The organism is Paenibacillus tabacirhizosphaerae (assembly GCF_040812395.1).
Taxonomy (GTDB): domain Bacteria; phylum Bacillota; class Bacilli; order Paenibacillales; family NBRC-103111; genus Paenibacillus_E.
The window spans coordinates 135,813-152,724 of record NZ_JBFNXH010000012.1 but is presented as its reverse complement, the minus strand read 5'-3'; the positions used below and the strand labels follow the sequence as shown (position 1 = coordinate 152,724).

Genomic DNA, 16,912 nt, shown 5'->3' with positions numbered 1-16,912 from the left:
TCATGGTGTCGACCGCAAAGGATTTGGAAAGAAACATCCAGGATATTTACCCGCTGTCTTTTACGCAAAAAGGGATTCTCTTTCATGCGCTATACGATGCTGCTTTCGAGGTGTACGTTGAACAAATGTCGTATCGTTTAATCGGCCAATTCGATTTATCGGCCTTTCAGCGCGCATGGCAGGAAGCTGTGAATCGGCATGATATATTGAGAACTTCTTTTTTCTGGGAAGAAACGTCGGAACCGATGCAAGTTGTTTATCGGAACGTTCAGCCCGATTGGGAGGAGCAAGATTGGAGGCATATGTCTCCGGAAGAACAAGATCAAGAGATTGAAGTATGTCTGGAAAGAGATCGGCGTAACGGCTTCCCATCGCTGCAGACTCCGCTCATGCGGTTCATCGTTATTCGACTTTCAGATCATGTCTATCATTTCACTTGGAGTTTCCATCATTTGTTGCTGGATGGCTGGTCTTCATCCTTGATCCTGCAAGAAATTTTCGCTTTTTATGAGTCATTCAGCCAAGGAACGGAGGTGTATCTTGATCGGCCCCGTAGGTATCGGGACTATATTATGTGGTTGAACGAGCAAGACCTGTCTCAGGCTGAAATCTACTGGAGGAAAAACCTTGCCGGTTTCACGGTTCCGACGGAACTCACTGTGGCAAAGGGGATTTCCCGGAACGGAGAGCGGCATGGCAGCTTCGGCGAGCATGTCAGGAAGTTGTCAGAGGATACGACCAAAGCGCTTCAAAAGCTGGTTCGTCATCATCAATTAACGCTAAACAACGTTGTGCAAGGGGCGTGGGCGCTGCTGTTGAGCCGATACAGCGGAGAGGAAGATGTGGTGTTCGGTGCGGTGCTATCCGGCCGTTCGGGGGATTTGCCCGGGATGGAGAGCATGGTGGGGCTCTTCATTAACACTTTGCCCATGCGAGTCAACATCCCTCAACAATCCGAAATGCTTACCTGGCTGAAAGACATTCAATCCTGCTATATGGAATTGCAGCAGTATGAATATAGTCCGCTTGTTGAGGTTCAGAAATGGAGCGAAGCGCCGAAGGATCAACCCTTGTTCGAAAGTGTGCTGGTCTATGAAAATTATCCGATGGATCCATTGCTGCAAGGAAGCCTGCGCGACTTGAAAGTCGAAGTGGCCCGTTTCTCCGAGCAGACGAATTACCCGCTCAATGTCATCGTGACCCCTGGCGCTGAATTACGTTTTCAAATACTCTATGATACTTCCCGCTTTGATCACGAAACGATATCCCAAATGATGGAGCATTTGTTGACCTTGCTGGGAGAAATGGCGGCTGGGGGCGAGCGCAAGATTTGCGATCTGCCGATTCTCACGGAGCGGGAGCGCAGGCAGCTGCTGGTGGAGTGGAATGATACGGCAACCGATTACCCGAGGGAGTCGGGCATTCATCCATTGTTTGAGGAGCAAGTGGCGCAAGGCCCCGACCGGGTAGCGATCGTGTTCAAGGAAGAGCAAATTACTTATCGGGAATTGAATGAGCGGGCCAATCGATTAGCCCATCGCCTGCGCCATCTTGGCGTACAGCCTGGACAAAAGGTGGGCTTAGGTTTGGAACGTTCACCAGACATGGTGGTAGGCATGCTCGCCGTGCTCAAAGCGGGTTGCGCTTATGTGCCTATGGATGCGAATGATCCGCAGGAACGGCTCCGGTATATGTTGGAGGATACGCAAGTTCAGGTGGTGGTGGTCAAGGAAGGCGCACTTGGCAAGTTTGGCGAGTTGGAAGTAGAACCGCTAGTTCTGGACTCCTTAATAGAAGAGGAGCGTATCGAGAACTTGCCGCATGCTTCCGCAGCCGGGCACTTGGCGTACATCATGTACACTTCTGGCTCTACCGGAAAGCCAAAGGGTGTGATGGTGACGCATCAAGGCGTAGTGCGTCTGGTCAAAGGAACAGACTACGTGCCATTTACGCAGGATGAGGTGTACCTGCAACTGGCTCCCGTAACTTTCGATGCGGCTACTTTTGAAATATGGGCTCCGCTGCTGAATGGCGGAAAAGTCGTCATATTTCCATCCAGGGAAGTATCGCTCGAGGAAATCGGAGATACCATTCGCTTGCATGGGGTTACTACGCTTTTTATGACAACCGGCCTTTTCCATCAAATGGTGGAGCATCATTTGGAAGGATTGCGTGGGATCCGCCATTTGTTGACCGGGGGTGAGGCCGTGTCGCAGTTGCATGCCAAAAAGGTACTGCAGCAATTGGACTGTCAGTTAATAGATGTTTACGGCCCAACCGAGAATACCACGTATTCAACTTGCTTTCCAATCCGGGATGAAAGCGAGATTCAGACGAATATTCCAATCGGCCGACCGTTAAAAAATAACACGGCTTATATTCTGGATCGCAACTTGCAACTGGTGCCTATCGGCGTGCCGGGCGAGCTGTATCTTGGCGGGGACGGCTTGGCACTCGGTTATTTGAACAGGCCAGAGCTTAGCGAAGAAACCTTCATCGATCATCCATTTGGCCCGGGCAAGCTATATAAAACGGGGGATCGGGTGCGATTCCGTTCGGACGGCAATATCGAGTTTCTGGGACGGATCGATCGGCTAGTGAAAATCCGGGGATATCGCATCGAATTAGGCGAGATCGAAGCGGCGCTGTTCCAATGTCCCGATGTAAGCGAAGCCATTGTGATCGAACAGCAGGATACGTCAGGAAGCAAGCGATTGGTCGCTTATGTGTCGCCGCAAGCGGACGGATCGATTCATCTCAGTCAATTGCGGACCAAGCTTAGAGAGAAACTACCCGACTATATGATACCGGCAGCTTTTGTGATACTGAAAGAAATGCCCTTGACGCCAAATGGGAAAATAGATCGACGAGCACTGCCTGAACCGGATAGAAACAGAATAGCTGTTGACAAGCCATTTTCTGCACCACGTACGCCTGTAGAAGAAACGTTGGCGCAGATTTGGGCTGAGGTGCTGAATCTGGAGCAGATTGGCGTGCATGACAACTTTTTTGAGTCGGGGGGAGACTCGATTCTCGCCATTCGGCTGATTGCCAAAGCCAAGCAAAAGGGGTTGAGCTTTACGCCCAAAGAGCTCTTTCACCATCTTACGATTGCGGAATTGGCCAAGGTTGCCAAGACGGATGTAATTGTTGAGGCGGAGCAAGGTTCTATTGAAGGAAATGTGCCGCTGACCCCGATTCAGATTTGGTTTTTCGAACAGGGCTTGGAGGATGCGCATCACTTCAATCTTTCGATGATCTTGGAGGTGAAGGAAGCGGTCGATCTGGACGTGTTGGAGCAGGCGCTGCAACGTGTGGTGAGGCAACATGATGTTCTTCGACTACGATTTACACCTTCGGGGGAAGGCTGGGAACAAGAGCATTTTAGTGGAACAGAGCAAGTATCGATCCATCAGATCGACCTTTCGGACTATTCGGAAAGCGAGCAGAGCGCAGCGTTTTATGAAATTATCGAGGAGTTGCAAGGGAGCCTGCATGTGGCAGATGGCCCTTTGCTGCGGGCTGCACATTTTCAATTGGGAGCAGATAAACGAAGCCGCTTTCTGATTGCCGTCCATCATTTAGTTGTTGATGGGATTTCATGGCAAATTTTACTGGAAGATTTACAGACCGCCTATTTGCAGCTGCGGCAAGGAGAGGAGATCCGTCTTCCGTCGAAAACGACTTCATTCAAGCAGTGGGCAGGGCAATTGGTGGAATTTGCTCACTCCGGTGACGTTAGGAATGAACTCAATTATTGGAAAAAACAGATCCTTGAAAAAGAAGATCGTCTGCCGGTTGATGGTCCGGACGGCTGCAATAAGGTCCAGAACGTGCGAAGCGTCTCAGTCGCTCTTAGCGAGGAAGAAACGCTGGATTTCATGCAGAAGGTGCCGAAAGCTTACCAGACCCAGACACAGGAAGTGCTGCTGAGCGCACTTTTGCTAGCCTTCGAGCGGTGGACGGGAAAACGTTCGGCTGTTATCGATGTGGAAGGCCACGGGCGGGAAGCGCTGTTCGAGCATTTGGATGTATCCCGGACGGTAGGATGGTTTACGTGCATCTATAGACTGCGGTTGGATATGGGAACAGCGGAAGGACTGGGTGACGTTCTCAAAAGCATCAAGGAACAGGTGAGGAAGGTGCCGAGAGGCGGAATCGGATTCGGTCTGCTGCGGTATTTGGCGGATGAAGACACAAGAAGAATGTTCCGGGATGTGGGACGCGCTGAAGTGCTGTTCAATTATTTGGGACAATTCGATCAGGTTCTGGATGGCGTCAGTTTGTTTGGGATTGCTCCGGAAAGCAGCGATTCCGAACGAAGCGCCAGGGGGGTGAGGCCTTATTTGCTTGAGATCAACGCCAGAGTTTTCGAGGGCCAACTGCGGGTGGACTGGAACTATAGTGAAGGCATCCATAATCGCTCCACGATTGAGCGTTTGGCAGGCGGCTTCATAGATGCGCTGAGAGCAATAGGGGAACATTGTTTATCGTCCGGGGCGGGAGGATATACGCCTTCCGATTTTCCTGAGGCGGCTCTGGATCAGAATGACCTCGACGCACTCATGAATGATCTGAAAGAATTCCAAGTATAGGAAAGAGAGGATCACACGGGATGTCTAAAAATATCGAGACGATTTATCCGCTTTCACCTGTGCAAGAAGGCATGTTGTTCCATAGCATGCTGGATGCCGAATCTGGCGTTTACAGCGTCCAGTTCACCTGTGTGTTTCATGGCGAAAAGTTTGACAGTTTCTGTTTTCAATCAGCATGGGAGACGGTGCTGGAACGACATCCTATTTTACGGACATTCGTATGGGAACGGCGTAAAAAATTGCTTCAGATCGTTAAGCAGTCCGTCGAGCTTCCTTGGGATCAGCGCGATTGGAGCCATTTGAGCCAAGATGATCAGGAGCTCCAGCTGGGCGCTTTTCTTGAGCAAGACCGATTCAAAGGCTTCCCTCTGACTAAAGCGCCGTTGATGCGCCTGACCTTAATCCGCATGTCGGAGGATTCGCATCAATTCATATGGAGCTTCCACCACTTGCTGCTTGACGGTTGGTCGTTATCTTTGATCATTAGGGAAATTTTCACTTATTATGAAGCTTTGCGCGAAAAGAAGCATATGGATGTGGAGCTGCCGCAGCCTTATCAGGATTATATTGCATGGCTGCAGCAGCAGGATATGTCGAAAGCGGAGCAATACTGGCGAGAGCACTTGCAAGGCTTCAGGGCGCCGACCTCATTTGGGGTGGATAAGCTGGAAAAAATGGCTGAGCGTGGTAAGGATGAATACCATGAACAACTGTTCAGACTTTCTGCTGAAAGCACGACGGCAATTCAGTCATTGGCACGAAATCATCAGCTTACGCTGAATACGCTGATTCAAGGCGCATGGGCCCTGCTGCTAAGCAAATACAGCGGTGAGGAAGATGTTGTTTTCGGAACTGTCGTTTCCGGGCGCTCCGGTAATTTGTATGGCGTAGAGTCTATGATAGGGTTGTTTATCAATACTTTGCCGATGCGTGTGAACGCTAGTGCAGCGGAGGAACTTCTGCCGTGGTTAAAGCGGCTTCAAGAGCAGCAAATTGAACTGCGTCAATATGAATACAGCGCTCTGGTGCAGATTCAAGGCTGGAGCGAAGTGCCGAGAGGACGACCGTTATTTGAAAGTGTTCTTGTCTTTGAGAACTATCCTGTAGACAATTCCACTGTGAAATCCAGCGAGGGCATTACGATCAGCGACGTTGTTTCCCATACATGGGTGAATTATCCGCTGAGCTTAATGATTGTGCCGGGAACTGAACTCATGTTCAAGGCATTGTACAACGGACGATTTGAAGATGACACGATTGCCCGAATGATGACTCATCTGCAAACGTTGCTGGAAGCGATGGCGGCCGAGCCGGAACGGAAGCTGTCGGAACTTACGCTCTTGACGGTGGAGGAACGGCATCAAATGCTTACGGAGTGGAACGATACCGCAGCGGAGTACGCAAGCGAGCAGCACATTCACCGCTTGTTCGAGGAGCAAGCGGCCAAGCAGCCGGAGGCCCCCGCCGTGCTGTGGGGGACAGGCAGCTGGAGTTACCGGGAATTGAATGAGCAGGCTAACCGATTGGCCCGTTATTTGCGCCGTCATGGCGTCATCCCCGGCACCCGGGTTGCGATATGCATGGAGCGCTCGTGGGAGATGGTGGTCGGGCTGATCGGCATTATGAAAGCGGGGGGCGCGTATGTGCCGCTGGATCCGACGCATCCGGAGGAGCGGCTCGCCTACATTGCGGAGAATGCGGAGGCAGCGGTGCTGCTGAAGCAGACGGCACTGACGGAGCGGTTGCCCGGTTACGGCGGGCAGCGGATCTGCATGGATCGCGAGCAAGCGGCGATTCGCGCGGAACGCACGGACAACCTGGAAGAAGCCAGCGAGCTTGCGTACATTATCTACACGTCAGGATCGACGGGAACACCCAAAGGCGTGATGGTGCGGCACCAACCGGTCATCAATTTAATCGAGTGGGTTAACCGAACGTTTGAAATGGGGGCTAGCGACCGGGTGTTGTGGATCACCTCGTACGGATTCGATTTATCGGTGTACGATCTCTTCGGCCTGTTGGCGGCGGGGGGATCGATCCGGATTGCGAATGATGATGAGGTGAGAGACCCGGAGCGGTTGCTGCATTATGTATGCCACGACGGCATCACATTCTGGGATTCGGCGCCGGCGGCTTTGCAGCAAGTGGTACCGTTCCTGGGCGGACAAGCGGAAATGGCGAAACGGAGCCAGCTCCGGCTCGTGTTTCTGAGCGGAGACTGGATTCCGGTAAAGTTGCCGGATGCGCTGCGCACGTATTTCCCCCAAGCGGAAGTGGTGGGCTTGGGAGGCGGAACGGAAGCGACGGTATGGTCGAACTTTTATCGGATTGGCGATGTGGATCCGGAGCAGAAGAGCATCCCGTACGGGAAACCAATCCAGAATGCCCGGTATTATATTGCGGACCGGAATCTGAACCTCTGTCCGGTCGGGGTAGCCGGTGAGCTGTACATTGGCGGAGAATGCCTGGCAGAAGGCTATGCGGGCGCGCCGGAATTGACGGCCGAGCGATTTGTCGTAGACCTCTTCGGAGCAAGGGAAGGGGCCAAGATGTACCGGACGGGCGACAGAGCCCGGTTCATGGCAGACGGGAACATCGAGTTTCTGGGGCGCGTGGATAATCAGGTGAAAGTTCGCGGGTTCCGTGTGGAATTGGGCGAAATCGAAGCCGTGCTCCATCAACATCCGGATGTGGAAGAAGCGCTTGTCATCGTAAGGGAAGATACATCTGGCGATCAACGAATTACCGCTTACGTCGTCCCCGATCTCAAAGAGAATGAAGACGAAGAGGCTCAGAAGCTGATCCGTCATGAGAAAGTTTCCGAGTGGGAGCAGGTATTTAATGAAATTTATGAGCAGTCAAGCTCCCCCGAGACGTCCGCTTTCAACATAGCAGGGTGGAACAGCAGCTATACGGATTCGCCGATTCCCGCAGAAGAGATGCGGGAGTGGGCAAACGAAACAGTCGAAAGAATCCTTTCGCTGAAACCGAAACGGGTGCTGGAGATCGGCTGTGGAACAGGTCTTCTGATGTTCCAGATTTCGCCGCATTGCAGCGAGTATGTAGGAACAGACTTCTCACAATCTGTCATCCACTATCTTCATGATCGGATAAAAGAAGAAAAGCGGGAGCAGATTCGTCTGACATGCCGGACGGCAGATGACTTCAGCGGAATCGAACAGGATGCATTCGATATGGTCATCATCAATTCCGTCGCGCAGTATTTTCCGAACATTTATTATCTCAAACGCGTTCTGGAGGGGGCGATGCGGGCGGTCAGACAGGGAGGAGCCGTTTTCGTGGGAGATGTCAGAATGCTTCCACTGCTGCGAACTTTCCATGCATCAATTGAATTATCCAAGTCGGAGGAGGCCTTCACGCTCGATCAACTACACAAACGTTTCAAAAAACGAACGGCTCAAGAGAAGGAATTGGTCGTTGATCCGTCATTTTTTAGCGCATTAAAGCGCGTTATACCGCAATTGTCCCACACACAGGTGCTGCTTAAGAAAGGCAAATATAAGAACGAGTTGACCAAATTCCGTTACGATGTTTTTCTCCATCGAGGATTATTCATGAAGGATCCGCCACATATGCCTTGCATCGAGTGGGGGAAAGAGCAGTTTGATCTGGCTCGCTTAACGCGTTTATTGCGCCAGTTAGCTCCGCAGAACTTGCTTGTGAAAGGCGTGCCTAACGCACGCGTCATTCATGACGTACAAGCGCTGGAGATGCTGGAGCAGCCATCGGATTGGCGGACCGTCAAAGATCTGAGAATAGGCATGGAATTATCACCAATGCTTGGCGTAGACCCGCAGCACTTTTGGGAGGCTTGCGAAGAAATCGGCTTTTCTGTGCAAATGACGTGGTCGGATGAATGCGGACCGGGTTGTTTTGACGCGGTGATCTGCCAGACGCAGACGGCGAATATGCCGGGTGGAATTATGTTGTATGAACCGTCTATCAAAGATCTGTCCGTGAAGGAGTGGAGCCACTATGCGAATAATCCGCTTCAGGAAAAAATGAACAGCCAGCTTCTTCCGCAGTTAACAAAGCTGTTAAAAAATAAATTGCCGGCCTATATGGTTCCCTCGGCGATTCTATTCTTGAATGCCATGCCGATGACGGCGAACGGCAAGATCGATCGCAAAGCCTTGCCTTCCGCAGAAATGATCGGCAGCGATACGGAAATGGCTTTTGTGCCTCCACGCGATGTTATCGAGCTGCAAATTGCGAAAATCTGGGAGGATGTTTTGGAAATAAGCCCGGTAGGCGTTACGGATAACTTCTTTGCAATCGGCGGACACTCGCTTATTGCCGTACGCATCATGGCACAATTGAAAGAGAAGTTCGGCCAGACTCTTCCTATGTCCACGCTTTTTGAGGGGACTACTGTGGAGCATTTAGCCGCCATCATTAGGCAAAATAAGGAGCAGATCCTGCATTCGCCTCTTGTTGCCATTCGTTCGGACGGCACCAAGCCGCCGTTGTTTATGATTCATCCGACAGGCGGCAATGTTCTCTGTTACGCTGACCTCTCGCGTCATATGGCAGAAGATCGACCCTTTTATGCCTTGCAGTCACCGGCCTTATACGGAGACTGGTCGCATTGCGAACGGATCGAAGCCATGGCGTCGCACTATGTTGACGCGATACGAACCGTGCAAGAAAAGGGGCCGTATCATGTAGGCGGATGGTCCTTCGGCGGAACCGTTGCTTTCGAAATTGCCAGGCAGTTAATGAATTCAGGCCAGGAAGTTGCCATGCTCGCGGTTATTGACACGCCGGCGCCAAGCTTCACACGACAAATTCCCGAGATGGGCAACGCGGAGTTTCTCAACATTATGATCCGCGAGATGGAACGGCTTTATGGCCGATCGGTGGAGTTGTCTTACGACCACCTTCAGACGCTTGAAGCGGATGAGCAATTGAAATATGTCCTAGAGCGGGTGCAAGGCATGAATTTCGCTTTACCTCATGCGGACATTGAACAAGTTCGCGATCTGCTCAACCTGTTCCGCATTCATCTGAATGCGATTCGCAAGTACGAGCCGAACTCTCGTTTCTCCGGCAAGCTGGCCTTGTTTCAATCCGAGCAGAAAGGACAGGAAGATGTGCTGAAGCAAATGATCGATGAGGAGGATGCAACGGCGGGATGGAGCGAGTTTTGCACCCAGGCGGTTGAATCGTACACGATTCCTGGCGATCACGTGACGATCATGACCGAACCGAATGTCGAAGTTTTGAGCGCAAAGTTGAATGAATGCCTGGAACAAGCATCGCTGAGTATGGTCTAGGCCCTAATAGTAAACGTGTAAGGATCACTGCCATTTAAATAAACCAATTCTGGAGGTTCATGCTATGAACTTGGAAATTGCCGATATGAATTTGACCACTTTTATCATCTATGCGCTGGGTGCGTTTCGCATCACTCACCTTATTATTTCAGATGTCATTACAGCGCCTCTGCGTTGGATGTTTCTGGAAGAAATTGAGGAGCCGGATGCTCTCGGCCGAATGAATAAGCTGACTATTCCGAAATTGCCACAGTGGCGGGCGTTTTTGGGTATGCTCTTCGCTTGTCCTTGGTGCATGAGCTTCTGGGTAAGCGTCCTGATGGTTGCAGGCTGGTACTGGATTCCACAGCTTACTTTTGGCATTGCATTGATTTTTGCCCTGTCCGCCGTCGCCGGAACACTGGAAACCGTCATTCGTTACTGGCAGGTTCACACCTACAGTCCAACTCAACAGCAGTTGCAAAAATTTGAAGATTTGAAGCAGCAGTTTTTTGAGAGCAAACCCAATAAATCGGCGTAACAAGTGCATTTGGCAGGAATTGCCGTACTCGGATCTTAAAGTAAAGTGGGGGATATGCATGCCGCTCTCTTTGGAAGAAAGAAGTGAAATAGCGACGGATCTGTATGCGATTGCGGTAAACTTGGACAACCTTTCCATTCAGATTTCGAGGCATGAGTTGGAAAATAAGATCAGGTTGCTGATTCAAGACATCTATGCTCTTTTTTTTCCGGATCGAGCCTCTATGCTTTCAAGGAATCAGACCGAATGGTTTGCCAAACAATTAGACGAGGTGGAGCAGAGAATCATTTCCGTTATTCATGCTGTGGTTTGCGGCATTTCTTCGGATACTTGCGACAAGTCAGGCGAATGCCTGCAGCATGCGGCCGAGCTGATGCGCAAAATGCCGGAAATCCGCTGGGCATTGAGCTGCGATGTCAAGGCGGCCTTTGAAGGAGATCCCGCAGCTAACAGCATGGAAGAGGTTGTTGTGGCCTATCCCGGGCTTCTGGCCGTAACCGTGTACCGTATTGCCCATCAAATGCATACACAGGGAGTTCCGCTTATTCCACGCAAGATGTCGGCGTATATCCATGAAAAAACAGGGATCGATATCCACCCTGGCGCTCAGATCGGCAAAGGATTCTTTATTGATCATGGGACGGGAGTCGTTATTGGCGAAACCTGCCAGATCAAAGATGATGTCAAGCTTTATCAGGGCGTGACCTTAGGGGCGCTTAGTGTGCCGATGAATGCCAAGAACCCAGGCGCGACGAAAACTAAACGGCATCCGACGATTGAAGATCATGTCACTATTTATGCTGGCGCTACGATTTTGGGTGGGGATACGGTGATCGGGAGCGGTTCAGTCATCGGCGGTAATGTCTGGTGTACCTCCAGCGTTCCTCCGGGCAGCAAAGTAATCCATCGCCCCGTTGTCGATCTGCAACACTCGAAAATGACGACCAGGTAATCATCGCGATCAGGAGGTTGATACAGTGAACAATTCACGAAAGAAATTGGATGGAGGAAATCATATGAAAACAAACGATGAGCGGGACATGATTGCAATTATCGGCATCGGATGCAGATTTGCTGGCGGTGTTACGAGCCCCGCGGGGTTCTGGGAGCTGCTTAAGAACGGTGTGGATGCGATTCAGGAAGTGCCTGGCGATCGCTGGGGCATGCATCATTTTGACAAGAATCGCTCGAAGCCGGGAAAAACATATGCACGGTGGGGCGGATTCCTGGATCGGGTGGATCAATTCGATGCTTCGTTTTTCGGCATCTCGCCACGCGAAGCGTCCATTCTCGATCCGCAGCAACGCCTGTTACTAGAAACCAGTTACGAAGCGATAGAGGATGCGGGGCTAGTCGCAGAGAAGCTAAGCGGCTCAAAGACAGGCGTGTTTATCGGGGGCTTTACCCTTGACTACATGAATTTGCAATTCGACAGTCAAAACAAGCAAAATATCGATTCGCATACGGCAACGGGTGTAACCATGACCCTCCTAGCTAATCGGTTATCCTACGTCTTCAATTTCAATGGCCCCTCTGTCGCCTTGGATACCGCCTGCTCCTCCTCTCTTGTTGCGGTGCATTTGGCCTGTCAAAGCCTGTGGAGCGGCGAATCGACGCTCGCGCTCGCTGGCGGCGTCAATGTGATGCTGACGCCGAGTATTGTGATCGCCGAATCCAAGGCGGGCATGCTTTCGCCAACAGGCCGATCGAAAACGTTCGATGCCAGCGCTGATGGATACGTGCGCGGTGAAGGCGCAGGTGTCGTTATTCTTAAGCCTTACCAGGAGGCGCTGGCAGACGGCGATCCCATCTATGCCCTTATTCGGGCAACAGCCTGCAATCAGGATGGAAGCAGTCCGGGCATTACGGTTCCGCGCGGAGAGATTCAGCAAAGCCTGTTGAAAGAAGTTTATGCGAAAGCGGGAATCGAACCGCATGAGATTCAGTATGTGGAAGCTCATGGAACCGGAACGCCGGTGGGAGACCCGATCGAAGCGAATGCAATCGGAGCGGTCGTTTCGCTGGGGCGCTCCGGAGATGATCCATGCTATATCGGTTCGGTAAAAACGAACATAGGCCATACGGAAGCGGCTGCAGGGGTAGCCGGTTTGATCAAGGCGGCGCTGTCGCTGAAATATGGGGAGATTCCCGCTCACCTCCATTTGAAAAACCCGAATCCGCATATTGAATTCGATCGCTTGAAATTGCGAGTTCCCTTAACGCATACGCAATGGCCAAAGACGAATGGACCGCGACTTGCCGGGGTAAACAGTTTCGGTTTCGGCGGAACCAACGCCCATGTCGTGTTGCAAGGAGCTCCGATCGTAGAGGATACCCCGATTCCTACTGTTCGGGAAGACCAGCTTTTCGAATCGGAAAATATGGAAAGAGCATGCCTCGTGCCGTTCTCGGCATCCAATGAGCGGGCTCTTGGCGAATTTGTACATCACTATCAGAATCACCTTGCGGAAGCAAGTGATTCGACGATTGTAGACATCGGTTATACGATGGGGCGCCATCGTTCCCACTACATGCACCGTTTAGCCATTGTAGCGACTTCAAGAACGCATTTGTTGGAACAAATGAGCGCTTTCGAGAACATTTCTTCCAGGCTGATGGCCGGACAGAAGCAATCTCATGATCAATCGTCGGGAATCGTCTTTGTATTTACCGGAATGGGTCCGCAATGGTGGGCAATGGGCCGTCAATTGTATCAGGAGGAGCCGCTTTTCCGCGCGCTTGCAGAGGAGATCGACGGTAAATTTATCGCTTGCGCAGGGTGGTCATTAGTTGCGGAGATGATGGCAAACGAGGCGGAATCGCGCATGGAGGAGACTGCAATCGCCCAACCGGCTAACTTTCTCCTTCAGGTCGGACTTGCCGCATTGTGGCGTTCGTGGGGCATCTGTCCAACAGCCATTGTCGGGCACAGCGCAGGGGAGGTAGCCGCCGCCTATGAAGCGGGTGCAATGAGCTTGGAAGATGCGGTTCGCGTTATTTACCACAGGAGTCGTTTGCAACAGAAAACGACAGGTCAGGGCAGGCTTGTGGCTATAGGTTTGCCGCTTCATGAAGTGCTCCCGATTCTGGAAACGTATTCGGATCGCGTCTCCCTGGCGGCAATCAACAGCCCGAATTCAGTCGCTTTGGCTGGAGAAACTGCGGTTCTTGAGGAAATTGAAGCCTATTACAAAGAGCTAGGGATATTCTGCCGTTTTGTACACGGCAATGTTCCGTATCACAGCCATTTTATGGAGCCTCAAAAAGAAGAACTTTTGCATGTTTTGCAAGATATTAAGCTGGAAAATGAGCGAATACCGTTGTATTCCACAGTAGCTGGCAAAAAAATCAAAGGCACTGAGCTTGACAACGAGTATTGGTGGAGGAATGTTCGTGATTCGGTTCATTTTGCCGGAGCTATGGAGCAATTAATCGAAGAGGGAAACAGCGTCTTTTTGGAAATCGGGCCGCATCCGGTTCTAGGCACCTCCATCAACGAATGCCTGATGCATGCGGACAAGCAAGGTTTCACTTTCTCTTCATTGCGCCGTAAAGAAGGTGAGCGTGCACATATGTTGAGCTCGCTCGGCATGCTGTATGCGCTTGGCTTCACTGTGGATTGGGAAACACTGTATCCGCAAGGACGACGGATCAAGTTCTCTTCTTATCCATGGCAGCGCGAGAGTTACTGGCATGAGACGGAACGATCTCGCAAGTCTCGTCTCGGCGAAGCGTCGCATCCCCTGCTAGGGCACTCGCTGCAGGCTGCGCACCCGATCTGGGAGTCGGAAATCGATGTTAAACAGCTTCCCTATTTGGACGACCATCGTATCCAAAACACAATTGTGTATCCTGGCGTAGCTTACGCGGAGATGATGATGGCTGCCTGCCAAGCTGAATTTGGCAGAGGAAATCAAGGCTTTGAAGTAACGGATCTTGAATTCCGCAAGGCGCTCTTTTTATATGAAGAGGAATCAACGAAGCTTCAGGTGCATCTGAGCCGAACGGACGGAAGATGCGGCGTTTATCGGGAATCCGGGGAGCAGGAATGGACGCTGCATGCAGCTTGCAAGGTACGCCCGCTGTATCAATTCCCGTCCAATGTTCCCAAGCTGGCAGATCTGCAAAGACGCTGCACGCAAGAGATCGATAAGGAGAGATGTTACCGTCAATTCCGCAATTTAGGTCTTGAATACGGCGCAACCTTTCAGGGTATCAAGCAGCTCTGGCAAGGAGACGGACAAGGATTGGCGTTGGTCGAAATTCCGGAGCAGCTTGATCCAGGTTTTGATCAGTATATTATGCACCCTGCTGTCCTTGATGTATGCTTCCAGGTTCTGGCTTCTGCTATGCCTTTCAGCGACGGGGAGAAATCGGTCTATATGCCAGTTGCTGCAAAACGCGGTCTAGTGAGGGGACGTATGACCAGAAACCTGTGGATTCACGCCCAGATCGAAGAGCAGACCGAAGATACCCTTCGGGGGGGAATTCGAATGTACGATTCCGAGGGAGCGCTGCTGATCGATATTCAGGGTTGCGAAGCGCGTTCGCTTCGCGATGAGGCCAAGGGCAGTGCCGGCGCTGTCGGATACGCTGAATTAAGTTGGTTGAAGCAGGATCGAATCGAGGCTGGCATCAAGCAGGAGGCTTCGGGCAAATGGGTAATTTTCAAGGATAAGACGGGGGTCGCTGGGAAGCTGGCCAAACAATTAGCTGCACGAGGCGATCAAGTGATTTGCGTCGAGCGGGGTGAAACGTTTGCAGCGAGGGACGGGCATGTCCAATTCGACCCGGCCGATCAAGAGTCCTACCGTAAGTTGATGGAAATAGCGGGCAATGAGGGAATGTGCAAGGGCATTGTGCATTTGTGGGGCCTCGATGCGGAGTTTGGAGAGAGTTCGACCTTATCTGATCTGGCAAAAGCGGAAGAAATCGGCACAATCAGCGTATTCATGCTCGTGAAGGCTTTGGCTCATGCCGAATGGCAAAAGAGCCCGAAATTGTGGTTAGTGACTCGCGGGGCTCAACAAGTGTTGGAAACGCCTGAGCTTTTACAATTGACGCAGTCGCCGCTTTGGGGTCTGGCGCGTGCGATTGGCCATCAGGAGCATATGGATCTCTGGGGCGGTATCATCGATCTGGATGCGGCAGGCGAAGGCGGATCTGCCCCTTGGTTGGATGAGGCCGCAGCGCTTGCGGATGAAATGACGGCCTCAACGTCAGAAGACCAGATCGCTTACCGCCAAGGACAGCGATATGTGCTGCGTATTGTGGACAGTGGTGATGTCGCGCTGCCATTACCGCCTTCTCTTCGTACGGATGCAGGCTACTTGATCACGGGCGGTTTCGGGGGAATTGGTTTACAGGTTGCAAAATGGGCTGTTCATCACGGCGCGCGCCATCTTGTTCTGATGGGTCGGGAGACATTGCCGCCTCGCGCAAAATGGAATGAATATGAGAATGACAGCCGAATCGGGGGGCGAATTGCGGCCGTGAGCGAGTTGGAGAAGATAGGCGCAACCGTATGGATGTTAGGGTGCGACATTGCCGATGAGGAACAAGTATTTGGCGCCTTGGCTGAATTCGAGGCGGAATCGCGCTTGTCCATTCGAGGCGTTATCCATTCTGCCGGAGTGGCGCGTCCGCAATTGCTCATGCAGATGGAACCGGAAGATTTCAGATCCGTGCTGCGTCCGAAAGTATATGGAGCATGGAATCTGCATCGTTACTTTGCCGGGCGCGAGCTGGACTTCTTCGTCCTATATTCCTCTAGTGCGGCCCTTATTGTGTCTCCCGGACAGGCGAACTATACGGCTGGCAACACGTTCCTGGATGCGCTGGCCCGTTACCGCCAAGCTCAGGGATTGCCGGGTTTAAGCGTAAATTGGGGCCCGTGGGGCGAAGTCGGCATGGCGACTCAACTCGATCTGCTCAAGTTCTTTACGAATCGCGGTTATTATCCTCTAGATCCGGACAAGGCTCTGGAGGGGTTCGGGCATATTTTGCAACTGGATAAGCCTCAGGTCATGGTAAGTGTTACGGATTGGGGAGTCGTCGCCCAAAATAATTACCCAATGGGCGCCTCGCCGATGATGGTAGCTGATATATCGGCAGGTATCGAGGGTTCGACGGCTGAAGAGTTGGTGGACGACACTGGAATCAATGCGCTTGAGAAATGGAAGAGTCTGACGTACGCGACCGAACAAATGGCTTTCATGGAATCCTATTTGACGGATGTCATCGCTTACGTTTTGCGGATGAATAAGGAGAAGCTGTCGACCGATATCTCGTTGAACGAACTCGGCCTGGATTCGATGCTGGCCATTGAGCTCAGGCTGCGCATCGAAAAAGAATTCGATGTCAATCTCCCGGTTGTCGAATTGCTGAAAGGCCCGACGATTTCAGATCTGAGCAGCATCCTGCAGCACCAGTTGTCAGGACAGCAAGTTATCGCGGGATGAAGCTTACATTGACTTTCTTGATGATACATTGTGTTGGAG

The 16,912-nt window shown here is 51.7% G+C and carries 5 protein-coding genes; all 5 read left to right on the top strand.

Annotation, left to right across the window (positions count from 1 at the left end):
- Nucleotides 1–2: 2 nt before the first annotated feature.
- The 5 genes from ABRS97_RS20140 (at nucleotide 3) to ABRS97_RS20120 (ending at nucleotide 16,873) form a co-directional block, all read left to right on the top strand.
- The gene (locus tag ABRS97_RS20140) at nucleotides 3–4,595 is read left to right on the top strand and encodes an amino acid adenylation domain-containing protein (protein WP_367816929.1); all 4,593 of its coding nucleotides are present in this window, start codon (nucleotides 3–5) and stop codon (nucleotides 4,593–4,595) included.
- A 20-nt stretch (nucleotides 4,596–4,615) separates the two neighbouring features.
- On the top strand, nucleotides 4,616–9,892 hold the full coding sequence (locus ABRS97_RS20135; protein ID WP_367859128.1) for an amino acid adenylation domain-containing protein: 5,277 nt from the start codon (nucleotides 4,616–4,618) through the stop codon (nucleotides 9,890–9,892).
- A 64-nt stretch (nucleotides 9,893–9,956) separates the two neighbouring features.
- Nucleotides 9,957–10,412, top strand: coding sequence for a DUF1360 domain-containing protein (locus ABRS97_RS20130; RefSeq protein ID WP_367816926.1), 456 nt, complete (start codon nucleotides 9,957–9,959; stop codon nucleotides 10,410–10,412).
- Nucleotides 10,413–10,470: 58 nt separating this feature from the next.
- A complete protein-coding gene (gene epsC / locus ABRS97_RS20125; protein WP_367816924.1) occupies nucleotides 10,471–11,364 on the top strand; it encodes a serine O-acetyltransferase EpsC in 894 nt (297 codons plus the stop codon).
- 25 nt (nucleotides 11,365–11,389) lie between these two features.
- Nucleotides 11,390–16,873, top strand: coding sequence for an SDR family oxidoreductase (locus tag ABRS97_RS20120; protein WP_367816922.1), 5,484 nt, complete (start codon nucleotides 11,390–11,392; stop codon nucleotides 16,871–16,873).
- The last annotated feature ends 39 nt before the right edge of the window (nucleotides 16,874–16,912 follow it).